The sequence below is a fragment of the Croceicoccus mobilis genome, assembly GCF_001661965.1.
GTDB lineage: Bacteria > Pseudomonadota > Alphaproteobacteria > Sphingomonadales > Sphingomonadaceae > Croceicoccus > Croceicoccus mobilis.
Genome location: NZ_LYWZ01000025.1, coordinates 46,211 through 69,047, shown reverse-complemented (window position 1 = coordinate 69,047; position 22,837 = coordinate 46,211). Strand labels below are relative to the sequence as shown.

21 protein-coding genes and 1 riboswitch are annotated in these 22,837 nt (G+C 60.3%); of the genes, 7 read left to right on the top strand and 14 right to left on the bottom strand.

Annotated features, from left to right (window positions below):
- On the bottom strand, positions 1-1,812 hold the full coding sequence (locus A9D13_RS14570) for a TonB-dependent receptor plug domain-containing protein (RefSeq protein WP_156522093.1): 1,812 nt from the start codon (positions 1,810-1,812) through the stop codon (positions 1-3).
- A 131-nt stretch (positions 1,813-1,943) separates the two neighbouring features.
- Positions 1,944-2,184: riboswitch (cobalamin riboswitch) on the bottom strand.
- 261 nt (positions 2,185-2,445) lie between these two features.
- On the opposite strand from A9D13_RS14570, the gene mdh reads away from it, so the two are divergent.
- The 7 genes from mdh to A9D13_RS14535 all read left to right on the top strand — a co-directional run bounded on the left by mdh (position 2,446) and on the right by A9D13_RS14535 (position 11,175).
- Positions 2,446-3,408, top strand: a complete 963-nt coding sequence (mdh, locus tag A9D13_RS14565) for a malate dehydrogenase (RefSeq protein ID WP_066775247.1) — start codon at positions 2,446-2,448, stop codon at positions 3,406-3,408.
- A 5-nt stretch (positions 3,409-3,413) separates the two neighbouring features.
- Positions 3,414-3,917: a hypothetical protein gene (locus A9D13_RS14560; RefSeq protein ID WP_066775245.1), complete on the top strand. Its 504-nt coding sequence runs from the start codon at positions 3,414-3,416 to the stop codon at positions 3,915-3,917.
- Positions 3,914-4,804, top strand: coding sequence for a succinate--CoA ligase subunit alpha (gene sucD / locus A9D13_RS14555; RefSeq protein WP_066775242.1), 891 nt, complete (start codon positions 3,914-3,916; stop codon positions 4,802-4,804). The genes A9D13_RS14560 and sucD overlap by 4 nt, the downstream gene beginning before the upstream one ends.
- A gap of 101 nt (positions 4,805-4,905) precedes the next feature.
- Positions 4,906-7,752 (top strand): 2-oxoglutarate dehydrogenase E1 component, encoded by a 2,847-nt coding sequence (locus A9D13_RS14550; protein WP_066775842.1) that lies wholly within the window; start codon positions 4,906-4,908, stop codon positions 7,750-7,752.
- Positions 7,753-7,791: 39 nt separating this feature from the next.
- Positions 7,792-9,024 (top strand): 2-oxoglutarate dehydrogenase complex dihydrolipoyllysine-residue succinyltransferase, encoded by a 1,233-nt coding sequence (gene odhB, locus A9D13_RS14545; RefSeq protein ID WP_066775239.1) that lies wholly within the window; start codon positions 7,792-7,794, stop codon positions 9,022-9,024.
- A gap of 27 nt (positions 9,025-9,051) precedes the next feature.
- A complete protein-coding gene (gene lpdA, locus A9D13_RS14540; protein ID WP_066775236.1) occupies positions 9,052-10,452 on the top strand; it encodes a dihydrolipoyl dehydrogenase in 1,401 nt (466 codons plus the stop codon).
- A 90-nt stretch (positions 10,453-10,542) separates the two neighbouring features.
- On the top strand, positions 10,543-11,175 hold the full coding sequence (locus tag A9D13_RS14535) for a trimeric intracellular cation channel family protein (RefSeq protein WP_066775840.1): 633 nt from the start codon (positions 10,543-10,545) through the stop codon (positions 11,173-11,175).
- Here A9D13_RS14535 and A9D13_RS14530 read toward each other — a convergent pair whose 3' ends face one another.
- The 13 genes from A9D13_RS14530 to rpsE form a co-directional block, all read right to left on the bottom strand.
- On the bottom strand, positions 11,176-12,027 hold the full coding sequence (locus A9D13_RS14530) for a hypothetical protein (RefSeq protein WP_156522091.1): 852 nt from the start codon (positions 12,025-12,027) through the stop codon (positions 11,176-11,178).
- 217 nt (positions 12,028-12,244) lie between these two features.
- The gene (locus A9D13_RS14525) at positions 12,245-12,802 is read right to left on the bottom strand and encodes a hypothetical protein (protein ID WP_066775837.1); all 558 of its coding nucleotides are present in this window, start codon (positions 12,800-12,802) and stop codon (positions 12,245-12,247) included.
- 116 nt (positions 12,803-12,918) lie between these two features.
- Positions 12,919-15,114 carry a prolyl oligopeptidase family serine peptidase gene (locus tag A9D13_RS14520; RefSeq protein ID WP_082922442.1) on the bottom strand — a complete coding sequence of 732 codons (2,196 nt, stop codon included), beginning with the start codon at positions 15,112-15,114 and terminating at the stop codon, positions 12,919-12,921.
- A gap of 130 nt (positions 15,115-15,244) precedes the next feature.
- On the bottom strand, positions 15,245-15,664 hold the full coding sequence (gene rplQ / locus A9D13_RS14515) for a 50S ribosomal protein L17 (protein WP_066775227.1): 420 nt from the start codon (positions 15,662-15,664) through the stop codon (positions 15,245-15,247).
- A gap of 118 nt (positions 15,665-15,782) precedes the next feature.
- Positions 15,783-16,838, bottom strand: coding sequence for a DNA-directed RNA polymerase subunit alpha (locus A9D13_RS14510; RefSeq protein WP_066775224.1), 1,056 nt, complete (start codon positions 16,836-16,838; stop codon positions 15,783-15,785).
- A 114-nt stretch (positions 16,839-16,952) separates the two neighbouring features.
- A complete protein-coding gene (rpsK, locus tag A9D13_RS14505) occupies positions 16,953-17,342 on the bottom strand; it encodes a 30S ribosomal protein S11 (RefSeq protein ID WP_057884041.1) in 390 nt (129 codons plus the stop codon).
- 51 nt (positions 17,343-17,393) lie between these two features.
- Positions 17,394-17,762: a 30S ribosomal protein S13 gene (gene rpsM, locus A9D13_RS14500; protein ID WP_066775834.1), complete on the bottom strand. Its 369-nt coding sequence runs from the start codon at positions 17,760-17,762 to the stop codon at positions 17,394-17,396.
- A 337-nt stretch (positions 17,763-18,099) separates the two neighbouring features.
- Positions 18,100-18,927: an SRPBCC family protein gene (locus tag A9D13_RS14495; protein ID WP_066775221.1), complete on the bottom strand. Its 828-nt coding sequence runs from the start codon at positions 18,925-18,927 to the stop codon at positions 18,100-18,102.
- Positions 18,928-19,018: 91 nt separating this feature from the next.
- Positions 19,019-19,663: an adenylate kinase gene (locus tag A9D13_RS14490; protein WP_066775218.1), complete on the bottom strand. Its 645-nt coding sequence runs from the start codon at positions 19,661-19,663 to the stop codon at positions 19,019-19,021.
- Between the two features lie 48 nt (positions 19,664-19,711).
- Positions 19,712-21,076 carry a preprotein translocase subunit SecY gene (gene secY / locus A9D13_RS14485; RefSeq protein ID WP_066775215.1) on the bottom strand — a complete coding sequence of 455 codons (1,365 nt, stop codon included), beginning with the start codon at positions 21,074-21,076 and terminating at the stop codon, positions 19,712-19,714.
- A gap of 162 nt (positions 21,077-21,238) precedes the next feature.
- Complete coding sequence (rplO, locus tag A9D13_RS14480) at positions 21,239-21,718, bottom strand: 50S ribosomal protein L15 (RefSeq protein WP_066775212.1); 480 nt, start codon at positions 21,716-21,718, stop codon at positions 21,239-21,241.
- A 143-nt stretch (positions 21,719-21,861) separates the two neighbouring features.
- Positions 21,862-22,047 carry a 50S ribosomal protein L30 gene (gene rpmD, locus A9D13_RS14475; RefSeq protein WP_066775209.1) on the bottom strand — a complete coding sequence of 62 codons (186 nt, stop codon included), beginning with the start codon at positions 22,045-22,047 and terminating at the stop codon, positions 21,862-21,864.
- 6 nt (positions 22,048-22,053) lie between these two features.
- Complete coding sequence (gene rpsE / locus A9D13_RS14470; protein WP_373288745.1) at positions 22,054-22,836, bottom strand: 30S ribosomal protein S5; 783 nt, start codon at positions 22,834-22,836, stop codon at positions 22,054-22,056.
- Between the last annotated feature and the right edge of the window lies 1 nt (position 22,837).

Below are 22,837 nucleotides of genomic sequence, written 5' to 3'. Positions count from 1 at the left end.
TTACAGCCTCAATCGCGCACCGGCATAGGCTGCACGGCCGCCGGTGTTGTAAGTCGCGACCGTTTCATAACCCGTGTCGAACAGGTTCTCGACCCGGCCATAGATCTCGAAAGTTTCGCCCATCGGCACGCTGGCGCGCAAATCGACGGTGACATAGCCATCGAGCGAAACGCTATTGGCCCTGTCGTCAAAGCTGTCACCGACCAGCCGCACATCGCTGCCGAGCGTGAGCCCGACCGGAGTGAGCCAATCGGCCGATGCCGTGACCGCATGACGGGGTCGGCGGTTCAGATCGCGGCCTTCGTAATAGCTGCCCGCGGTCCTGTCTTCGGTCTCGACATAGGACCAGACCAATCCCAGTTGCAGCGCATCGACTGGGCGTGAGCGCAGTTCCAGCTCCGCACCCTGAGCCCTCGCTTCGCCGATATTATAATAGACCGAGTTCACGAGATCGAAGTCGATCAGGTCCCGGCTATCACGCCGAAACAGCGATGCGGATGCGAAGAACTTTCCGTCTCGGCGCCCCTTCTCGATACCCGCATCATAGCCTCGGCTACGTTCCGGTTTGAGCGAGGTATCGCCATAGAACGAAAAGAGCTGGTAAAGCGTCGGCGCTTTGAAACCTTCCCCATAGGATGCCCGCAGCCTGACCTCGTTGCCGAGCTCGACCGCTCCATTGGCGCCGAAGGTCCATTCGCTGCCGAAAAATTGATGATCGTCGTAACGAGCGCCAGCGGCCAGCTTGACGACCGGACCGTTCCACGAAAACCGTCCATGACCGCTGGTCAGAGTAGACGAACGCGTCACGCCGGAATCGGCAAACCGGGACCATTCGCGATCGGCCCCGAAATCGAGCGCCACGGCTTCGAAAAGATCATAGCGCCCAAAAAGTTCGGCGCGGCGAAGGCGGCCATTTGTCTCGTATGGATAGTCGCCGTAGCTTTCGCCGGTATAGAGGCGGCGCGTATCGCTGACGGCATAGCCTGCGCGAAGCGTCAGCTTCTCACCTGCATAATCGGCACCGACGCGGCCCGACCATTCGCGCGTGTCCTGCAGATCACTCGTATCGATGAAAGCATAGGGCGCGACCCATTCATAGCCGTCCTGCTCCAGCTTGCCCTTGGCATAGCGGCCATTGGCATTGAGCGAGAGCCCGTCGGCAAGCCAGTAACGCCCGCGGCCCGTTAGCTGCCATTGGCGGAAACCATCCGGCTCCGTGCCATTGGCGGACGCGCTGTAGCCGTCAGTGTCATAGTAGCTGCCGGTCAGGCCCGCCTCGACACGGTCACCGACCATTCCGGCCGACAATGTCCCGTACACGGTATCGTCGGCTCCATATTCACCGCTGGCAGCAATGCCGTCGGTAAGCCGGGTCGTGACATTCATCACGCCGCCCATGGCATCAGACCCCCAGATGACCGAGTTGGGCCCACGCAGCAGTTCGATCCGATCGACGTCGCCTGCCAGCAGATTGCCGAAGTCGAAGCCGCCGCCGGGTGCGCCGGTGTCGTTGACCTTGACCCCATCGATCAGCACCAGCATCTGCTCGGATCCGGCGCCGCGAACCCGCACGCCGGTAAAGCCGCCCGCTCCGCCATTGCGGCTGAAGGTGACGCCCGGAAGACGCCTGAGAACACGGCTGAGGTCGGGGCCTTGCACGCTTTGGATCTCGGATAGATCTATGACGGTGATCGACTGGCCTGTGTCGCCAACGGGCAGCTCGAGACCGGTCGCGGTGACGGTTATCGGCTCGACCCGCTCATCGGCGATGACGATCTGACTATCATCCTGCGCGACGGCCGGCACAGCCATGGCAAAGGTGGAAACGGCGACTAATAATAAATTACGCAAGGGTACCCTCCAACAAGAACGAATGTCGCTCCTGTCGGAAAGACGCGTTTTTCTGCGCCTTGCCGATGCCTTCGGTACACCCCGCCCGCTGGCTCGAACGACCGGTACGGGCAGGTCTCCTGGCTCCCGGGTCTGCGCATTTTCGCCCGCCTTCCCGGACCCGATTGGGACCAGTGGCGTTAATGGGCGGCATGCTCGCCGGTTACAGTTGCGGGGGCAGCGCCGGATTTGCGATGTTCCTGCATGGATGCAGGAGAGCGCACCGGTCTTCCCTCTTAGGGCCTGGGACGAAGTGACTTCGCCTTTCGGCCAACCCGTAACGATGGCGGGCGCTTAGCCGCGACTTGCACCGCTGGCAAGTAGAGAGCAAAGTGCGCACGCTGCTCCATCACCGGCCAGAGGCAGCAAGTCCTCAATTTGCTATTGCGAACTGATAGCAAAGATAATCGCGACACCCCACTTTTTGCCGGTTGCAATCCCGTTTTCCGAGGCCTACGGCACAGGACCGAAACCGCGCTCGCCCGGTCCTGTAAAGGTGACTCCAATCCGGACGATCGCATCCCACGGGTACGATAGAAAAGAGGAAGAGAGTCGATGGCACGCAAGAAGATTGCCCTGATCGGTTCGGGCATGATCGGCGGCACGCTCGCCCATCTGGCCGCAAAGAAGGAACTGGGCGACATCGTCCTGTTCGACATCGCCGAGGGCATGCCGCAGGGCAAGGCGCTTGACCTGTCGCAGTGTGGCCCGGTCGAGGGTTTCGACGCGAACATCACCGGCACCAATGATTACGCCGACATCGCAGGCGCCGACGTCATTATCGTCACTGCGGGCGTCCCGCGTAAGCCGGGCATGAGCCGCGATGACCTCCTCGGCATCAACCTCAAGGTGATGAAGTCGGTTGGCGAAGGCATCAAGGCCAATGCTCCCGACGCTTTCGTCATCTGCATCACCAACCCGCTCGACGCGATGGTCTGGGCGCTGCGCGAATTCTCCGGTCTGCCGCATAACAAGGTCGTCGGCATGGCTGGCGTGCTCGACTCGGCCCGTTTCGCCACTTTCCTCGCGTGGGAATTCGGCGTTTCGGTGAAGGACGTGAACGCATTCGTCCTCGGCGGGCACGGCGACACCATGGTCCCTGTCCTCTCCTATTCGACCATCAGCGGCATTCCCGTGGGCGACCTTGCCAAGATCAAGGGTGTCGATGCAGGCCGCCTCGACGAAATCGTGAAGCGCACCCGTTCGGGCGGCGGCGAAATCGTTGGCCTGCTGAAGACCGGCTCGGCCTATTACGCCCCGGCGACCAGCGCGATCGCGATGGCCGAAGCCTATCTCGGCGACCAGAAGCGCATCCTGCCCTGCGCCGCCTATGTCGATGGCAAGTATGGCCTCGACGGCCTGTATGTCGGCGTGCCTGCGGTCATCGGTGCCGACGGCATCGAGGACGTGGTCGAGATCAAACTGTCGGACGAAGAAAAGTCCAACCTCAAGGTCTCGGTCGACGCGGTCGAGGAACTGCTGGAAGCCTGCAAGGGCCTCGACGGTTCGCTGGCCTGATAGCCATGACTTCGGGCCTTCGCATCACTTTTGCCGGCGCGGCCTGCGCCGTGCTCGCTTCGGCGGGCACGGCAGCCGCGCAGGACAGGCCCGCCACGGCCGAACAGGTCGTGGAAGCCATTGACGCCTGCGCCGCGATTACCACCCCCACCTGGATCGAACTAAAGGATCTGAAGGGCATGGGCTGGGAAACGCTGCGCAAGTCGAATGGCCGCGAACAGCTCGTGCGCGGTGTGTACGAGAAGAAGGGCAACGAAGCCTATATCGTCGTGACCAAGGAAAACCTGCGTGAAAAACAGTGCATGGTCATGACCCTTCTCGCTGACACGGCCAGCTATAATGCCTTGGCACAAGAAGCGAGCCAGACGATCGGCATGCCGGACCGCCAGGAAGGCTACAGCCACACCTGGATGCGCGCCGGCCACGAAGTCACCGTCAATCCAAGCGGCAACGCCAAGAAGCCAAAGGCGATTTTCGTCATCTCCGTCCCAGAAGGGGAAACCGAATGAGCATTCTCGTAGACAAGAATACCAAGGTCATTACTCAAGGCATGACCGGTGCCACCGGCACGTTCCACACCGAACAGGCACTGGCCTACGGCACCCAGATGGTCGCCGGCGTGACCCCCGGCAAGGGCGGCACCACCCACATCGGCCTGCCCAACTACAACACCGTTCACGAAGCCAAGGCCGCGACCGGAGCGACCGCATCGTGCATCTATGTTCCGCCGCCGTTCGCTGCCGACTCGATCCTGGAAGCGATCGATGCGGAAATGGAACTGATCGTCGCCATCACCGAGGGTATCCCCGTGCTCGACATGGTGCGCGTCAAGCGCGCCCTGCAGGGCTCCAAGTCGCGCCTCATCGGCCCGAACTGCCCCGGCGTGCTGACGCCCGGCGAATGCAAGATCGGCATCATGCCCGGCTCTATTTTCAAGAAGGGTTCGGTTGGCGTTGTCTCGCGTTCGGGCACCCTTACCTATGAAGCGGTGTTCCAGACCTCGAACATCGGCCTTGGCCAGACGACGGCTGTCGGCATCGGCGGCGATCCCGTCAACGGCACCAACTTCATCGACGTGCTCGAACTCTTCCTTGCTGACGACGAAACCAAGTCGATCATCATGATCGGTGAAATCGGCGGTTCGGCAGAAGAGGAAGCGGCGCAGTTCCTGAAGGACGAGGCCAAGAAGGGCCGCAAGAAGCCGATGGTCGGCTTCATCGCGGGCCGCACGGCACCTCCGGGTCGCCGCATGGGCCACGCCGGCGCCATCGTTTCGGGCGGCCAGGGCGGCGCCGAAGACAAGATCGCAGCCATGGAAGAGGCAGGCATCCGTGTCTCGCCCTCGCCCTCGCTGCTTGGCGAAACCCTTGACGGACTGCTCAAGGAAATCGCCTGACCTGAAAGCGGAAAGCGGCCGGCGCGGGGAGGACAGCCGGCCGCCTTCCCTTCAAACCCTGCCCGCGGCAGATGTATGCGGGCGCAAAGCGGATGATACCCATGGGTAAAGAGAACCAGACCTTCCTGCCGGAGATGGAGCCCGATGGCCCCCAACCCGGCCCCTCCTGGCAGCGCAAGAGCTGGCCATTGTCTGGCGCAGGGTCGTTTGACGACCTGACGCAGGCGCTCGACCCCACGGGTATGAAGGCGGCGTTGAAGGATGCCGCAAAGAAGAAAGGCGCGCCGGTCGACGAGAAGGCGATCGAGGCTGCGGCGAGCGATTCCGTTCGCGCCATGATGCTGATCCGCACATATCGCGTGCGCGGCCATCTGGCGGCGGATTTGGACCCGCTGGGCCTGTCGCACCACGAACTGCCCAAGGACATGACGCCCGAATGGCACGGCTTCGGTCCGGGCGATCTTGATCGCAAGGTCTATATCGGCGGCAATCTCGGCCTCGAATGGACGACAGTTCGCGAGCTGGTCGAAATCCTGCGCGCAAACTATTGCGGCAAGGTCGGCCTTGAATACATGCACATCTCCGATGTCGAGGAACGCCGTTTCCTCCAGGAACGCATGGAAGGCGCCGACAAGTCGATCGACTTCACCATCATGGGCAAGAAGGCGATCCTGGGCGCGGTCATCCGCGGCGAGCAGTACGAGAAGTTCCTCGCCAAGAAATATGTCGGCACCAAGCGCTTTGGCCTTGATGGCGGCGAATCCATGATCCCGGCGCTGGAATCCGTGATCAAGTACGGCGGCGCAATGGGCGTTCGCGAGATCGTCTATGGCATGGCCCACCGCGGCCGCCTCAACATTCTCGCCAATGTTATGGGCAAGCCATACAAGGTCATCTTCCACGAATTCTCGGGCGGCTCGGCCAACCCTGAAGACGTGGGGGGATCGGGCGACGTTAAGTACCATCTCGGCACCAGCACCGATCGCGAGTTCGACGGCCAGAAGGTTCACATGAGCCTTGTCCCCAACCCCTCACATCTCGAGGCGGTGGACCCGGTCGTGCTCGGCAAGGTGCGCGCGCAGCAGCGTTTCCACGACGACATCGGCTATGACGACAAGGGCGAAGCGAAGCACAAGCAGGTCCTGCCCGTCCTGATTCATGGCGACGCGGCTTTCGCAGGACAGGGCATCGTCTGGGAATGCCTCGGCTTCTCGGGCATCCGTGGCTACAATACCGGCGGCTGCATCCATTTCGTCATCAACAACCAGATCGGTTTCACCACCAGCCCGCAGTTCGCGCGCTCCTCGCCTTATCCGTCCGACGTGGCGAAGGGTGTTCAGGCGCCGATCCTGCACGTGAACGGCGACGATCCGGAAGCGGTGACCTTCTGCTGCAAGCTCGCCATCGAGTATCGCCAGAAGTTCGGCCGCGACATCGTCATCGACATGTGGTGCTACCGCCGCTTCGGCCATAACGAAGGCGACGAGCCCAGCTTCACGCAGCCGCTGATGTACAAGCAGATCCGGGGGCATCCGGGCGTCTCCAAGCTTTATGCCGAGCGTCTGGAGCAGGAAGGTGTGATCGAGCCGGGCTATCTGAAGGGCCAGGAAGACGCCTTCAACCACGAGCTTGAAGAAGAATTCGAGGCAGGCAAGACCTATAAGGCAAACGAGGCCGACTGGTTCGGCGGTCGCTGGACCGGCCTCAACAAGCCGGCAGATCCCGAAACCGCGCGTCGCAATTCGATCACTGGGATCGAAACCAAGCTGTTTGACAGTCTTGGCCGCACGCTGACCACCGTCCCCGAAGACGTGAAGATCCACAAGACGCTGAACCGCGTCCTCGATGCCAAGCGCAAGATGTTCGAGGAAGGCGAAGGCTTCGACTGGGCCACGGCAGAGGCGCTGGGTTTCGGCTCGCTTCTGGCAGAGGGCTTCGCTGTCCGCCTTTCGGGGCAGGATTCGGGACGCGGCACGTTTTCGCAGCGTCACGCGGTCTGGGTCGATCAGGAAACCGAGAAGAAGTACATCCCGCTCTACACGGTTCCACATGGCCACTTCGAGGTCTATGACAGCCCGCTGAGCGAGTATGGCGTTCTTGGCTTTGAATATGGTTATGCGCTGGCAGATCCGAAATCGCTGGTCCTGTGGGAAGCGCAGTTCGGCGACTTTGCCAATGGCGCCCAGATCATGATCGATCAGTTCATTGCCGCGGGCGAAGCCAAGTGGCTGCGCGCCAACGGCCTCGTGATGCTGCTGCCGCACGGCTATGAAGGTCAGGGTCCGGAACACTCTTCGGCCCGACTTGAGCGTTTCCTGCAGCTTTGCGCAGGCGATAACATGCAGGTGTGCAATATCACCGTGCCGGCGAATTATTACCACGTGCTTCGCCGCCAGATGCACCGCAACTTCCGCAAGCCGCTAATCATCATGACGCCGAAATCGCTTCTGCGCCACCCGATGGCCAAGTCGTCGAAGGAGGAGTTCCTGGGCGAAAGCCATTTCCGCCGGATCGTTTCGGACACGACCGAGATCCCGGACGAGAAGGTCGAACGCCTCGTGCTGTGCTCGGGCAAGGTCGCCTATGACCTGATCGAAGCGCGCGACAAGGCCGGGCTCGACAACACCAGCATCGTTCGTATCGAGCAGCTCTATCCCTTCCCGGGCGAGCCGCTGGCGCTTCGCATCAGCCGGATGAAGAACCTGAAGAAGGTCGTCTGGTGTCAGGAAGAGCCCAAGAATAACGGCGCATGGTTCTTTGTCGAAAGCCAGATCGAGCAGGCGCTGGCCGAGGCGGAGGCTCCGGTTTCGCGTCCCCGTTATGCTGGCCGCGAACCGGCCGCATCGCCGGCAACCGGCCTTGCCTCGCGCCATATTGCGCAGCAGCAGGCGCTGGTCGCCGATGCGCTGGGCCTTTCCATCGAAGACATGATCGCCGCGGACAAATGATCCGCAGCCCCGTCAGAAACACATAAGGACGGCATTGAAATGAGCACCGAAGTCAAGGTTCCCGTACTGGGCGAATCGATCACCGAAGCCACTGTTGGCGAATGGCTGAAGCAGCCCGGTGAGGCGGTTGCAGCCGACGAACCGATCTGCAGCCTCGAGACCGATAAGGTCGCGATCGACGTCAACGCCCCGGCAGCAGGCGTCATGGGCGAGCACCTCGTCCAGCCTGGCGACAATGTCGAAGTTGGCGCGCTGATCGCTACCATCGAGGAAGGATCGGGCGGCGCTGCCAAGCCCGCGCCCAAAGCCGATGCAGCCCCCTCGCCTGCCCCGGCTCCGGCCGCGAAGGAAGAGGCTTCGGCGGAAGGCGGCAGCGATGCCGTCGTGCTGTCGCCCGCAGTTCGCCGCGCAGTGCTTGAGCATGGCATCGACCCTGCCAGCATCAAGGGCACCGGCAAGGATGGCCGCCTGACCAAGGAAGACGTCCTCGCCGCCGCGAAGGCAAAGAAAGACGCTCCCGCTGCATCGACCAGCGCCCCTGCCCCGGCAGGCGCGGCTCCGGCAGCCGGTGGCCGCAACATCGAGCGGGTGAAGATGACCCGCCTGCGCCAGACCATCGCCAAGCGTTTGAAGAGCGCGCAGGACACGGCTGCGCTTCTGACGACCTTCAACGATGTCGACATGACCGCGGTCATGGAAACGCGCGCGAAATACAAGGACCTCTTTGCCAAGAAGCATGATGTGCGCCTGGGCTTCATGGGCTTCTTTACCAAGGCGGCGTGCCTTGCGCTGAAGGACGTGCCCAGCGTCAACGCGCAGATGGAAGGGGACGAGATCCTCTACCACGACTATGTCGATGTTTCGGTTGCCGTTTCTGCCCCGAACGGCCTTGTCGTTCCCGTGCTGCGCGATGCCGACAAGAAGAGTTTTGCCCAGATCGAAAAGGACATCGCCGATTTCGGCAGCCGTGCGAAGGACGGTTCGCTGACGATGGAAGACATGAAGGGCGGCACCTTCACCATTTCCAACGGCGGCGTGTTCGGTTCGCTGATGTCGACCCCGATCATCAACCCTCCGCAGTCCGCCGTGCTGGGCCTTCACCGTATCGAGGAACGCCCCGTCGCCATCAACGGGAAGGTTGAAATCCGCCCGATGATGTACATTGCACTGTCCTACGACCATCGGATTATCGACGGACGCGAGGCGGTTACGGCATTGAAGATCATCAAGGAAGCGATCGAGGATCCCGCTCGCCTCCTGATCGACCTTTGAGCCTGACGATAAAAGAGTAACGAAATCATGGCTGAAACAGACTTCGACGTTATCGTGATCGGCGCCGGCCCCGGCGGCTATGTGGCAGCGATCCGCGCCGCGCAGCTGGGGCTCAAGACCGCTTGCGTGGAAAGCCGCGAGACGCTTGGCGGTACCTGCCTCAACGTCGGTTGCATCCCATCGAAGGCCCTTCTCCACGGCTCAGAGCTGTTCGAGGAAGCCAATCACGGCATGGCCAAGTTCGGCGTGATCGCCAAAGAGGTCAGCCTCGATCTCAGCGCGATGTTGGGCGAGAAGGATACGGCGGTCAAGGAACTGACCGGCGGCATCGAGTACCTGTTCAAGAAGAACAAGGTCACATGGCTCAAGGGCAAGGGCAGCTTCGTCGATGCCAGCACCGTCAAGGTCGATGGCAAGGACTATACTGCCAAGGATATCGTCATTGCCACCGGCTCGTCGGTCACCCCGCTTCCGGGCGTCGACGTCGACAATGACGGCGGCGTGATCGTCGACAGCACCGGGGCGCTGAAGCTTCCCAAAGTGCCCGAGCACATGGTCGTCATTGGCGGCGGCGTGATCGGTCTGGAACTGGGCAGCGTGTGGCGCCGTCTGGGCGCAAAGGTCACCGTGGTCGAATTCCTCGACAAATTGCTGCCCGGCATGGACGACGACATCCGCAAGGAATCGGCCAAGATCTTCAAGAAGCAGGGCATGGAGCTCAAGCTTTCGACCAAGGTCACGGGCGCCGAGGTCAAGGATGGCAAGGCCACCCTCACCATCGAACCCGCCGCGGGCGGTGATGCCGAGACGATCGAGGCCGATGCGGTCCTCGTCGCCATCGGTCGTCGTCCTAACACCGACGGGCTGAACCTTGAGGCTATCGGTCTTGAAACTAACCAGCGCGGTCAGGTCGAGATCGACCATGACTTCGCCACCAAGGTCGAAGGCGTGTGGGCCATCGGCGACTGCGTCCCCGGCCCGATGCTTGCGCACAAGGCCGAGGACGAGGGCCTGGCCGTGGCAGAGAACATCGCTGGCGAAGTCGGCATCGTGAACCATGCCGTCATCCCCAGCGTCGTCTACACCATGCCTGAAATCGCCGGCGTCGGCATGACCGAGGCGGGCGCGAAGGAGGCGGGCCACACGGTCAAGTCTTTCAAGTTCCCGATGATGGCCAATAGCCGCGCCAAGACCAATCGCGAGCCCGACGGCTTCGTAAAGGTGATCGCAGACGCCGAAACTGACCGCGTGCTGGGCGCATGGATGATCGCAAGTGTCGCGGGCACCATGGTCGCACAGGTCGCGCAGGCCATGGAATTCGGCGCCACCAGCGAAGACATCGCCTATACCTGCCACGCGCATCCGACCCATGCGGAAGCGGTGAAGGAAGCGGCGATGGGCGTGAAAGGCCTGCCTATCCACATCTGATCGCTTGCGCGTAAAGGCGCGAATGATTGACAGGCAAGCCCTCCCCCGCGGTAAATGCGGGTGGAGGGCTTCCTTTTTGAGCAATTGCTTATGATTACCCCGGTCATGATCCTGGAATTGGCGGGCGTTGCCGTATTTGCGCTTTCCGGCGCACTCGTGGCCGCGCGTTTGGGGCAAACCTTGGTAACGGTATGCTTTTTCGCCCTCGTAACGGGGGTCGGGGGCGGGTCGCTTCGTGACATATTGTTGGGCACGCAGGCGGAGTGGCTCAGCGATCCATGGGTAAGCGCCGTGATCCTTGCATCGGCCCTACTGGTCTGGTTCACGCCGGAACGCTGGTGGCGCGGACAATTGCTGGAATGGGCCGATGCCGCCGGTCTCAGCGCCTTTGCGGCACTTGGCACGGCCAAGGCACTGGAGTTCGGTGTCGCGCCAATCCCTGCCGTGGTCCTTGGCGTGGCATCGGGATGCGTGGGGGGAATTATCCGCGATGTCCTTGCCGGTCAGCCCTCGATACTCATGCGTCCGGAACTATACGTCACAGCCGCAGCCCTCACATCGATATTGGCACTGGCCGCGCTGGCGACAGACCTGCCACGCTTGCCCGCGCTTCTGATCGCCAGTGCAGCCGGCTTTGCGCTTCGCGGTGCTGCGCTTGTGTGGAGTATCGAACTCCCGTCCTATGGAAATAAAAAAGCGGGCCGTGACGGCCCGCCTTCCTGATCATCTCGCCATGGCGACTATCGGCCCGTCCGAGGTCTGATAGCGATCGTCTTCGTCACCACGCTCCCAGTTCTGTTCACCGTCATCGTCAGGGGCGCTTTCGAGAGGCTCTGCGTATTCCGGCCCGTCATTGCGCCATTCCTCCTGAGCCGGGACCTCGATCCAATCCCGCTCGTCCGGCTCGCCCACGCCTTGGCGTGCGCGCGCAGACGCATAAAAATCCTCATCGCGGCTTCCATATGAGGGTGCTTGAGGTGCCTGCCCATAGCCGGCGCGGGTCATCTCGACATCCACTTCACGGATGCGCCCGGCATTGTCGATCTCACAGCGATAACGGCCGCCCTCGTAAAGATCTCCCTCGACGATCCAGCCATCTGCACCTCGGGACGCATCATCGACTGAATCGACCCGGCCTTGACGTTCAACCTCTCCCACGCATTGCTCGATCGCGCCGTTTATACCGCGGCGAGAGTCGTATGCCTCGCGGCTGGGATATGCATCATAGCGATCATCACTGCGTTCGCGGCGATAATCATTGTCAGGATAGGGCTGCGGATAGTCGTTCCGGTAACGCTCATCCTCGCGCTTGCTCTTGATCGCATTGGCAATCGCCAACGCACCGCCCAAGACGATCACACCGGCCAGAATGTCCCCTGCATCGCTGCCACGACGATGCCGATGGCGACGATAACGGTCCCAGCCTGCGACATCGCCCTGCAATGCAGTCCCAAGCCCCTCCGCGGCAGGAGAGCCAGCGCTGTACACCGGCATGGCTGCAGCCGAAGCCGGCATAGCCATCCCCATGGCTGCGACTACAGCGGGAATAGAGCACAGTCGCGTGAATTTGGTCATCTCGTCACAACCCCTCAACAGGCGCCCAGCTATAAGGCAAAGGTAAATCTAACCTCGCCAACTCGAATCGTAATGCGCCTTAGTCCAAAGCATTACCGTTCTTCCGCTTACCGAAATCTGAACCGAAGCAGGTACCGTAAATCCAGGCATTTCCGTAAGGTGCCCGGTCACAGGGACTGCGACCGGGCGCGAGGAAGGAACGCCTTGGCTAGACAGATCAGCGCAGCCCGCGAATGCCGCTGTAGTCAAGATCGCGGACGCCGCGACGATCAATCTTGCAGCTGAACTTGCCGCTGTCCCACCCGTTCATGGAACGGTTCCATCCACGATAATCGCCACCCCAACCGCGGCCATAGCGGCCGCCGCGATAGCCATTGTCGACTGCGATGCGGCCCTTGATCTTGTAGCCATAGCTCTTGCGATCAACATCGCGGATGTCAGTCACCTTCACACGCCTGTAACCGGCGCGATAGGCCTGACGTTCGGCAATGCGCACGCATTGCTCGACGGCGCTGCGGGCGCTCCTACGGTTGTAGTAACGATCGTTGTAGCGTCGGTTGTCGTAGCGGTCGCGATAGCGATAATTGTCGTCGTCATCGAATGCACCGGCCACTGCGGCTATTCCGCCAATAATGAGAGCGCCCGCAATCACGTCCCCGGCATCAATGCCGTCACGATCACGATAGCGATCAGCAGCAACAGCAGGAGCGGCGCCCGCCAGTGTCATGGCTCCGATTGCAGCAGTCCCGATAAGTGTCTTTGTAATGGGTTTCATGGTGCGATCCTTCCTCATAAGCGGGCGGAATGTCCCGATTGAGGCCCTTTTAAAAGATCGGCCATGAGATGATGCTGAACTCAGCGGACAGCCAATATTCATTTAACTTCGCAGTTTCATGAACCTTGCTGTTCTGCTCCATGCGCGTCCAAGCCAGTGAAGTGCGCAAGGAACCCCATAATGTCGGCATAGGCGGCGATCACTTTCGAAACCGGCATGCCCGCGCCATGCCCTGCCTTCGCCTCGATCCTGATCAGATGCGGTGCAGACCCAAGATCTGCGGCCTGCAAGGCGGCCGTATATTTGAAGCTATGCCCGGGGATCACGCGATCGTCAGTGTCTGCCGTCGTCACGAGTATCGGCGGATAGACGCCATGCGAGGGTATATTGTGATAGGGGGAATACCCGCGAAGCACAGCGAAATCCTGTTCGTCTGCTGGATCGCCATAATCTGAAGTCCAGTATTTCCCGTAACCCCACCGGTCAAAACGCAACATATCCATGACCCCGACTTGCGGATTGACGGCATCGAACAAATCGGGTCGACGGTTGGTGACAACCCCCATCAATAGACCGCCATTTGATCCGCCTTGGATCGCCAGTTGCCCGCTGCCTGTCACCCCATTCGCCTTGAGCCATTCACCCGCAGCTATGAAATCCTCAAACGCATTTTCACGCTTTGGCCCGACAGCGGCCTGATGCCATGCGCTACCATATTCACCCCCGCCACGAATATTGGCCAAGGCATAGGTTCCACCTGCCTGAACCCAGGCCATACGCGTGCTGCTGTAAGCAGGCGACATGGTGATGTTAAAGCCGCCATAAGCGTAAAGGAGGGTCGGTGCAGGTCCTGTCGAATCCGCTCGCTTTACGATGAACATCGGAATCTGCGTTCCATCCGCAGACGGATAGAACACCTGCTCGATCCTGATATCAGCGGGGTCGAATGCGAGTTTCCGGTCAACGACAGAATGACTTTCTCCGGTCTTCGGGTCAAAGGCGAATAATTCCGATGGCCGATTGAACGAAGAAAAGCTGAACCAGGCGCGACTGCCTTGGGGCTCGACATGGAAAGCGCCAATGGCCCCGATACCGGGCAAGTCCACCTCTGCGGTAGGGCGTCCTTCGGCATCGTAAAGCTGCATGCGGGACTTAACGTCATCGAGAAAGTCGATCGCGATATGCCCATCGACCACCGCGACATTCTCAATCGCATCATCGGATTGCGGGATCACTTCACGCAAATGCGGTTGATCCGCATTCAGATCAATTGCCATCAACCGATACCGAGGCGCATCACTGTCGGTCTTTACATAGAGCCGGTCAGCAATCGTGCCCGCAGGAACCCAGATTGTGTCATTGCCGCTCGCCACGGTTAAAGCAGGACTTGCAGGCGAATGAAGGTCGAAGACTCTCAATTGATTGCCCAACGCGCCAGCCTTACTGCTTGTCACGATGAGCCAGCGTTTGTTCGCACTAATGGTCGAACCATGCATCAAATCAGGTTGTTCAGCAGTTTCATAGAAAACTACATCGGAACTTTGCTTATCGCCAAGCTGATGGCGATAGATTTTCATATTCAGTGCAGCCACCTGAAAATCCTGCCCCTCGGCAGGTTCGGGAAAGCGGGAATAGAAAAAGCTGTCGTCATCGACCCAGCTGATGGCACCGCCCTTTAGCCATTCGAGCCTGTCTTCAAGCAATTCGCCACTGCCGATGTCCAAAATCCGCAAGGTAGTCCAGTCGCTGCCGGCTTGCGCGGTCATATATGCCAGATAGCGCCCCGAGGGTGAGACTTCCCAGGATGCAAGAGCAGTTGTCCCATCCTCCGATAATCCATTCGGATCGAGCAGAACAGTGCCTGAGCCATCGAAGCTGGCAGCACCAGCCGAGGTCATCATCAGAACATCCTGGTCCGCAAGGCCGGGATTATAGGTGTAAAAGATTTTGCCCCCGCGTTCGACCGGCGATCCATATATCTCGTAATTCAGCAAGCTCGTAAGGCTGCGCTCAAATGTAGCACGCTCTGGCAAAGTGCCCAAAAAGGCCTCGGTATATGCCTGCTCTTTCGCAACCCAGGCCGCGACCTCAGCACTGTTGCGGACGTCTTCTTCGAGCCAGCGATATGGGTCGGAAACTTCGACACCGTGCATCTTTTCGACCCGGTCTTCACGCCGCGTTGCAGGATATGGCGGTAGCGGCTGGCGATATTGGCCTTGCTTCATCATCTCCAACTCCTGTCCATTTGCAACCAAGGGAATTCCGGCAGAAACGAATGCGAACACCAGAGCGCCGATATATTTTTCAATCATTCCAGCTTGCTAGCAGCCAGATCTTGCCATGCAAGCTTCATCAAAACGGAAGTACAAGCGACCACAACGAAAAAGGGCGCCGGCACGAAATGCCGACGCCCCTTTTCGAATTATCAAGAAGAAACCTTGATCAGGCGTCTTCGTACTCGTCTTCGTTCATCACAGGACCGCTGTCCTGGCCCTTGGCCTCGACATCGCGGTCGACCAGTTCGATGATCGCGACCGGCGCGGAGTCCGAAGCGCGGATGCCGGCCTTGATGATACGAGTGTAACCGCCTTCACGGTCGCTATAACGCGCGGCCAGAACGTCGAAGAGCTTGGCCAGCTGCGCATCGTCGAGCAGCCGGCTATGCGCCAGACGACGGTTCGACAGTCCGCCACGCTTTGCCAGCGTGATCAGCTTTTCGACATAGGGGCGCAATTCGCGAGCCTTGGGCGTGGTGGTCTTGATCTGCTCATGCTTGATCAGCGCCGCAGCCATATTGCGCAAAAGCGCATTACGGTGACCGGTCTTACGCTGGAGCTTCCGCCCCGAAATCTTGTGACGCATATCTCGTTCCTTCGTTCGATGAGGGCCCGTTTCAGGTAGCCCAAAGCTGGCTGATTAAAGGGTTCAGCCCGAAACCCGGTTTCCCGCCGCAGCCGTCGCCACGGCGGGAATTCTGGTATTAGCCCAGCAGCTCCTGTTCGAGCTTCTTGGCCATTTCCTCGATGTTCTCGGGCGGCCAGCCCGGGATGTCCATGCCAAGGCGCAGACCCATCGAGGAGAGAACTTCCTTGATCTCATTGAGCGACTTGCGTCCGAAATTCGGCGTGCGCAGCATCTCGGCCTCAGTCTTCTGGACCAGATCACCGATATAGATGATGTTGTCGTTCTTGAGGCAGTTGGCCGAACGGACCGAAAGCTCCAGTTCGTCGACCTTCTTGAGAAGGTAGCGGTTGAGCTGGTTGGCATCCGATTCCTCGGGAGCCGCTGCAACGCCCGCGGTCTGCGGAGCGCCCTGCGGAATGCCTTCCTCGAAGTGGACGAACAGAGCCAACTGGTCCTGCAGGATGCGCGCAGCGTAAGCCACTGCGTCCTCAGGTGTCACCGTACCGTCGGTCTCGACGGTCAGCGACAGCTTGTCATAGTCCAGTTCCTGACCGACGCGGGCGTTCTCAACCTTGTAGCTCACCTGGCGAACCGGCGAATACAGCGAATCGACCGGGATCAGGCCGATCGGCGCATCAGCCGGACGGTTGGCAACGGCCGGGGTGTAACCCTTGCCGGTGTCAGCGGTCAGCTCCATGTTGAGCGTCGCACCATCGTCGAGGTGGCAGATCACGAGATCCTTGTTCAGGACTTCGATGTCGCCAGTCACCTGAATGTCGCCCGCGGTCACTTCGGCTGGACCGGTAACGGACAGGTTGAGGCGCTTCACGCCCTCGCCTTCCATCTTCAGCGCGACCTGCTTAACGTTGAGGACGATATCGGTGATATCTTCACGCACGCCAGCCAGCGACGAGAACTCGTGAAGGACGTTATCGATCTTGATCGAGGTGATGGCGGCGCCCTGCAGCGAGGACAGCAGCACACGACGCAGCGCATTACCGAGCGTCAGGCCGAAGCCGCGCTCCAGGGGCTCTGCGACAAAGGTAGCGCGACGCTTGGCATCGCCCTGACCCTTGATTTCGAGATTATTGGGTTTCTTCAGTTCCTGCCAGTTCTTCATATTGACGGACATGGGCTTCCCCTGGAATTTGTTCTTGGGCGGCCTTCAGGCTGCGTGAGGGCGCAGTTTCGGGCCTAGGGCAGGTCGGACGGGCGGGGCGTGGATCCAACGCCCCGCCGACCGGGATCAGACGCGACGACGCTTCGAAGGACGAACGCCGTTATGCGGGATCGGGGTCACGTCGCGGATCGAGGTGATGGTGAAACCCACCGCCTGCAGAGCGCGCAATGCGCTTTCGCGACCCGAACCCGGACCCTTCACTTCCACTTCCAGGGTACGCACGCCGTGTTCGGCGGCCTTCTTGCCCGCATCGTCGGCTGCAACCTGAGCCGCATAGGGAGTCGACTTGCGGCTGCCCTTGAAGCCCATCATGCCTGCCGAGGACCAGCTGATAGCATTGCCCTGCGCGTCGGTGATGGTGATCATCGTGTTGTTGAAGCTGGCGTTCACGTGCGCGACGCCGCTGGAGATGTTTTTGCGCTCGCGCCGCTTAATGCGCTGAGGTTCGCGTGCCATTGTCTCGTATCCTGCTTACTGTGAAATAATCCGCTGCCGAAAAGGCGCTGATTACTTCTTCTTGCCGGCGATCGGCTTGGCCTTGCCCTTGCGGGTGCGGGCATTCGTGTGGGTGCGCTGACCGCGGACCGGAAGGCCCTTACGGTGACGCAGGCCGCGATAGCAGGCCAGGTCCATCAGACGCTTGATATTCATCGCGGTTTCACGGCGGAGGTCACCCTCGACCAGATAGTCGGCGTCGATCGTTTCACGGATCTGAAGCACTTCTGCGTCGGTCAGGTCCTGCACGCGGCGGGTGTGATCGATGCCAAGCTTGTCGGCGATGTCCACGGCCGACTTCGGACCGATACCGTGAATATAGGTAAGCGCGATGATAACGCGCTTGTTGGTGGGGATGTTGACCCCGGCAATACGAGCCACAAAAATCTCCTGCTCCACAGGGGTTACGCCAAACCCGCAATACCGCGGTGACGGCCCCTATCTCATCGCGTTCAACCCGCCCGTGGTTGAATGGCTGCCTCAAACGGCAAAAGCCCGGAAAGGAACGCGCTTTGCACGATCCGGCCGGACCACTCACTAACAAGGACGAGCGAGGGGCGCGCATACGTAGATTCGCAGCTGCTGTCAACGCCCGATAGGAAATGACGCGCACGGGTTGTCAAAGACCGTGCGAAACTGATGCGATGCGTCATGAATTAAAATGATAGATCAGAGCGCTCGAATCGTCAAAAAAGCGTTCACCATCTGCAGATCAAATTCAGCGCGAAAGGAAATCGGAGCCAATCCCCCCAGCTTCATCATCTGGCGTCGCGGCGTCGGCCTGGGTATCATCGCCCGCCCCATCTATTGGAGTCTCCCTTTCCTCGATGATAGCCGGGATGGCGCGTGTCTCGGCCCCAAAAGCCCTCGTCTCCGACTGCTCGCCCGAAGGCGCCACCGCAGATCCGCCCGTGTCCGCCGACGCGGGCACCGAAGGCTCAGGTTCAAAACTCGGGATCGCGCGGGCATCGATGTCGGCCCCAGCTTCACCAAGCCGATCTACAAGGCGGCTCATTTGATCCGCAATCACCCTATCCACTGCTGGCGCGATAGTGTTCTGGTCGAAACGTGAAGGGCCACCCACGGCATATTCGAAAAGGATGCGCGTTCCATTTTCCACCGGTTTCAGCGTGACGGTCAATACGCCGCGCACCGGCTCTGACTGAAGGGGCCCAAGCGCCCCTACGAGCCGCATTGCCTTGCCCGGATCCACAAACACAACTTCGAGGTGCTTGACGCTACCAGGCTCGGCTCGTTCGCCATCGACAGGTAAAACTTCGCAGAAGCAACCACCAGCCCGTGGATCGAGCACGAAATTCGCGGCATCTCCGGAAAAGGAATGTGCACCGCTCCACCAATCTGCAGGCGAAAGCAGGGCGTCCCAACTCACCCGCACGTCAGCGCCGACGATACCCGTGTGCCTCACGACAAACATATCGTCAGTCAGGAGCGCGACCTCGGCGTGAGATGGCTGGGGGCGCGTAATCGCAGCAAATGCAACGACCGCGAGTAGTGCATGGCCGCGTAGGCCATCGAAGTAGGACATTAAAAAACCCTTTCCCCCAAAGCGAGAGGGAAAGGGTTAGGATGCAACTAAGGGGAAACGCAAGCGCCCTTCCCCACCAATATCTGGCTAGTTAAAACAGAATCTTCTCGATCGCCGCCGTGACCTCGTCGATATCGGACATGCCGTTGACGCGAGATACAATTCCGCGCGCCTCATATACCGGCAGAATAGGTGCAGTCTTTGCGCGATATTCCGCCATGCGCGTGCGCACGGTCTCCTCATTGTCGTCCGGTCGGCGTTTAAACTCGGTCGAACCGCATTTGTCGCACGTGCCAAGCTCACGAGGTTGTTCGAACTTGTCATGATAACCCTTGCCACAATTGGCGCAGGTATAGCGTCCGGTGATGCGCTCGACGAGCGCGTCTTCGTCAACTTCCAACTCGATCACGTGATCGAGGCTGCGGCCGTGGGATTTCAGAATGTCATCGAGCGAGTGCGCCTGTTCGGCGGTACGCGGATAACCATCGAAAATTGCCCCGGTGGAATCGTCCATCGCTTCCAATTCGGCTGAAATGAGCGCCGAGACAATTTCGTCGGACACCAGCTGTCCGGCATCCATTACCGCCTTGGCCTGCAAGCCAACCGGGGTCTGGGCCTTTACCGCAGCCCGCAGCATGTCCCCGGTCGAAAGCTGGCGCATGCCATGCTTTGTCACGAGCCGCTGGGACTGTGTCCCCTTACCAGCGCCCGGAGGCCCGAGAAGGATGATATTCACTGTGCGCTTCCTCCCGCCTTGATAGGCCGCCCCTCATGCACGTTCTGATTAGCGCATGCGACCCTTGAACTTGGCTTTCTTGATAAGATCGCCGTACTGATGCGCTAGCAGATGGCTCTGGATCTGCGCGATAGTATCAACGGTTACGTTGACAACGATGAGAAGACTCGTTCCGCCCAGGAAAAACGGGAGTCCCGTCTGTGCGATGACATATTCTGGCAGGACGCAGACCAATGTGAGATAAATCGCGCCAATCACCGTAATACGCGTCAGCACATAATCCAGATAATTAGCCGTGTTGCGGCCGGGACGGATCCCGGGGATGAAACCGCCGCCACGCTTCAGGTTTTCCGCCGTTTCCTCGGGGTTGAACACAACGGCCGTGTAGAAGAAGCAGAAGAAGATGATGCCCACGGCATAAAGCAGCATGTAAAGCGGCGCGCCGTGCTGAAGGTACTGGTTCAAAGCCACCAGAACGCCGCCCATCGTGCTGTCAGGCGTAACCGAATTGCCAGCGAATTGCGTAATCGTCAGCGGCAACAGCAGCAACGAGCTCGCAAAGATCGGAGGAATGACCCCAGCAGTGTTTAGCTTGAGCGGGAGGTGCGACCGGTCAGCCTGCATCCCGCCACGCTGCTGCGCACGCTTCGGATATTGGATCAAAAGGCGCCGCTGTGCACGCTCCATAAAGGAGATGAAAAGAATCAAGCCGATGATGGTCACGAAGAGCATGACAATCAGATAAGCCGGAATCGAGCCGGAGCGCCCACCTTCCATGAGCTGCGCACCCACGGTCGGGAACTGGGCGATAATGCCCGCCATAATAATCAGCGAAACACCATTGCCGATACCGCGCGACGTGATCTGCTCACCCAGCCACAGCAGGAACATCGTACCACCGACGAGGCTGATGACGGCGCCGATGCGGAACATGACGCCAGGATCCACGACAGCCTGAAGACCGCTGGAGGCCGCATAAGTTTCAAGGCCAACGGCAAGGAAGTAGCCCTGCACTGCCGTAAGACCGACAGTGCCATAGCGTGTATATTGGTTCAGCTTCTTGCGCCCGCTCTCACCCTCTTTCTTAAGAGCCGCAAGTGCAGGATGAAGCGCTGCACCAAGCTGCACGACGATCGAGGCGGTGATGTAAGGCATGACACCGAGCGCGATGAGACTCATGCGCTCAAGGCTCCCGCCCGAGAAGGTATTGAAGAGATCGAGCACACCCCCGCGGGTCTGTGCATAAAGATCCTGAAGGATCAGCGGGTTCACGCCCGGCAGTGGTACAAAGCTCAAAAAGCGGAACACGATAAGAGCGCCCAGCGTGAACCAGATGCGCTGCTTGAGCTCGCTTGCTTTCGAGAAATTGGCGAGGCTCAGCGAGCTCGCTACGTTATCGGCGCGTGATGCCATGGATAATCAAATGCCTATGCCGGTGACGGGCTGTCCCCATCGGGAATGCAGAACGGGCTATAGACACCACGCTCTCGCTTCAAGGCCAAAGGGCCCCTCTCGCCCGCGCATATAGGAAACGGGCGGGAATGCGAACACCCCCGCCCGTAAAAGTCTTGCGGATTATTCAGCCGCTGCCTTGGGCGCAACGGTGGTTTCCACCGAACCGCCGGCCTTTTCGACCTGCGCAACAGCACCCTTGGAGGCGCCAGCAACCTTGAAGCTTGCCTTGGTGGTCAGTTCACCCTTGGCCAGGAGGCGCACTCCATCCTTGCCGCCACGCGCAAGACCAGCAGCCTTGAGCGCGTCGTGATCGATGGTGTTGCCAGCATCCAGCTTGCCCGCGTCGATGAACTTCTGGATCATGCCCAGGTTCACTTCAGCGTAATCCTTGCCGAACGGGTTGTTGAAACCGCGCTTCGGCAGACGCATGTGAAGCGGCATCTGACCGCCTTCGAACCCACCAATCGAGACGCCCGAACGGCTCTTCGCGCCCTTCTGGCCACGTCCACCGGTCTTGCCCTTGCCCGAACCGATACCACGGCCGATGCGCATGCGACGGTGCCGGGCACCTTCATTGTCGCGGATGTCAGTCAGTTTCATAATTGCACTCGCTTTCGCTTTTCTTCGCGCTGAACAAATGGATCGGTCACCCAATCCGCAAATGAAGGCGGCCCGGTACGCGCCCGGGCCGCCTCATGTCAAGTATCGCCTGCCATGAGGCGCAGTCTCAGTCGCCGAAGCGATCAGTCGACCACGGCCACCATGTGCGGCAGCTTGGCGATGGCGCCACGCACTTCGGGAGTGTCCTGCACTTCCACGATGCGATGCATCTTGCCAAGACCCAGGCCAACCAGGATCTTCTTCTGGCTTTCCGGGCGACGGATCGGCGAACCGATCTGCTTGATCTTGATGGTCTTTGCCTTTGCCATGATCGCTTACTCCACCAGGGCGGCGGCTTCGGCTTCCGCCTCGGCCTCGCTCGCGCCACCGCGGCCCAGAAGGTCAGCAACCTTCTTGCCACGACGCTGCGCAACCGACTTCGGCGAAGTCTGGTTGGTCAGCGAGTCGAAAGTGGCGCGGATCATGTTGTAGGGGTTCGAAGTGCCGACCGACTTGGTCACGACGTCAGCAACGCCAAGTGCTTCGAAGACAGCGCGCATCGGACCACCGGCGATGATGCCGGTACCCGGAGGCGCCGTACGAACATTGACCTTGCCAGCGCCGAAACGGCCCTTGCCGTCGTGGTGCAGCGTGCGGCCATCCTTGAGCGGTACGCGAACCATCTTCTTCTTGGCAGAAGCAGTGGCCTTGTTGATCGCCTCGGGAACTTCGCGAGCCTTGCCATGGCCGAAGCCAACGCGGCCCTTGCCGTCACCAACAACGACGAGTGCTGCGAAACCGAAGCGCTTACCGCCCTTAACGGTCTTCGATACACGGTTGATGTGGACGAGCTTTTCGATCAGCTCCTCACCATCATCCTCGCGGTTGCCACCACGGCCACCACGACGGTCGTCACGACCGCCACGGCCACGGCCACGGCCACCACGTTCGCCGCGCTCACGACGGCCGCCACGGCCCTCGCGCTCTGCCGGCTGCGACGGATCACCCGCTGCGGTCGACTGGTTGTCGGCAGCCTCAGTGCTCGCCACGGTCGGGGTCGGGGTCGAACCCGCGTTATCCACCACGGGGGTGTTTTCGGTGTTGTTTTCGTCTGCCATC

What these genes read in the sequence shown, in the direction of transcription:
- A9D13_RS14550 (WP_066775842.1), top strand. Translation starts at nt 4,906, where the DNA reads ATGGGTAAAGAGAACCAGACCTTCCTGCCGGAGATGGAGCCCGATGGC.
- rplO (WP_066775212.1), bottom strand. Translation starts at nt 21,718, where the DNA reads ATGAAACTGACTGACATCCGCGACAATGAAGGTGCCCGGCACCGTCGC.
- A9D13_RS14570 (WP_156522093.1), bottom strand. Translation starts at nt 1,812, where the DNA reads ATGGCTGTGCCGGCCGTCGCGCAGGATGATAGTCAGATCGTCATCGCC.
- rplQ (WP_066775227.1), bottom strand. Translation starts at nt 15,664, where the DNA reads ATGCGTCACAAGATTTCGGGGCGGAAGCTCCAGCGTAAGACCGGTCAC.
- sucD (WP_066775242.1), top strand. Translation starts at nt 3,914, where the DNA reads ATGAGCATTCTCGTAGACAAGAATACCAAGGTCATTACTCAAGGCATG.
- A9D13_RS14525 (WP_066775837.1), bottom strand. Translation starts at nt 12,802, where the DNA reads ATGAAACCCATTACAAAGACACTTATCGGGACTGCTGCAATCGGAGCC.
- A9D13_RS14560 (WP_066775245.1), top strand. Translation starts at nt 3,414, where the DNA reads ATGACTTCGGGCCTTCGCATCACTTTTGCCGGCGCGGCCTGCGCCGTG.
- odhB (WP_066775239.1), top strand. Translation starts at nt 7,792, where the DNA reads ATGAGCACCGAAGTCAAGGTTCCCGTACTGGGCGAATCGATCACCGAA.
- A9D13_RS14530 (WP_156522091.1), bottom strand. Translation starts at nt 12,027, where the DNA reads ATGACCAAATTCACGCGACTGTGCTCTATTCCCGCTGTAGTCGCAGCC.
- rpsK (WP_057884041.1), bottom strand. Translation starts at nt 17,342, where the DNA reads ATGGCACGCGAACCTCAGCGCATTAAGCGGCGCGAGCGCAAAAACATC.
- rpmD (WP_066775209.1), bottom strand. Translation starts at nt 22,047, where the DNA reads ATGGCAAAGGCAAAGACCATCAAGATCAAGCAGATCGGTTCGCCGATC.
- A9D13_RS14535 (WP_066775840.1), top strand. Translation starts at nt 10,543, where the DNA reads ATGATTACCCCGGTCATGATCCTGGAATTGGCGGGCGTTGCCGTATTT.
- A9D13_RS14520 (WP_082922442.1), bottom strand. Translation starts at nt 15,114, where the DNA reads ATGATTGAAAAATATATCGGCGCTCTGGTGTTCGCATTCGTTTCTGCC.
- A9D13_RS14495 (WP_066775221.1), bottom strand. Translation starts at nt 18,927, where the DNA reads ATGTCCTACTTCGATGGCCTACGCGGCCATGCACTACTCGCGGTCGTT.
- secY (WP_066775215.1), bottom strand. Translation starts at nt 21,076, where the DNA reads ATGGCATCACGCGCCGATAACGTAGCGAGCTCGCTGAGCCTCGCCAAT.
- rpsE (WP_373288745.1), bottom strand. Translation starts at nt 22,836, where the DNA reads ATGGCAGACGAAAACAACACCGAAAACACCCCCGTGGTGGATAACGCG.
- A9D13_RS14510 (WP_066775224.1), bottom strand. Translation starts at nt 16,838, where the DNA reads ATGTCCGTCAATATGAAGAACTGGCAGGAACTGAAGAAACCCAATAAT.
- mdh (WP_066775247.1), top strand. Translation starts at nt 2,446, where the DNA reads ATGGCACGCAAGAAGATTGCCCTGATCGGTTCGGGCATGATCGGCGGC.
- lpdA (WP_066775236.1), top strand. Translation starts at nt 9,052, where the DNA reads ATGGCTGAAACAGACTTCGACGTTATCGTGATCGGCGCCGGCCCCGGC.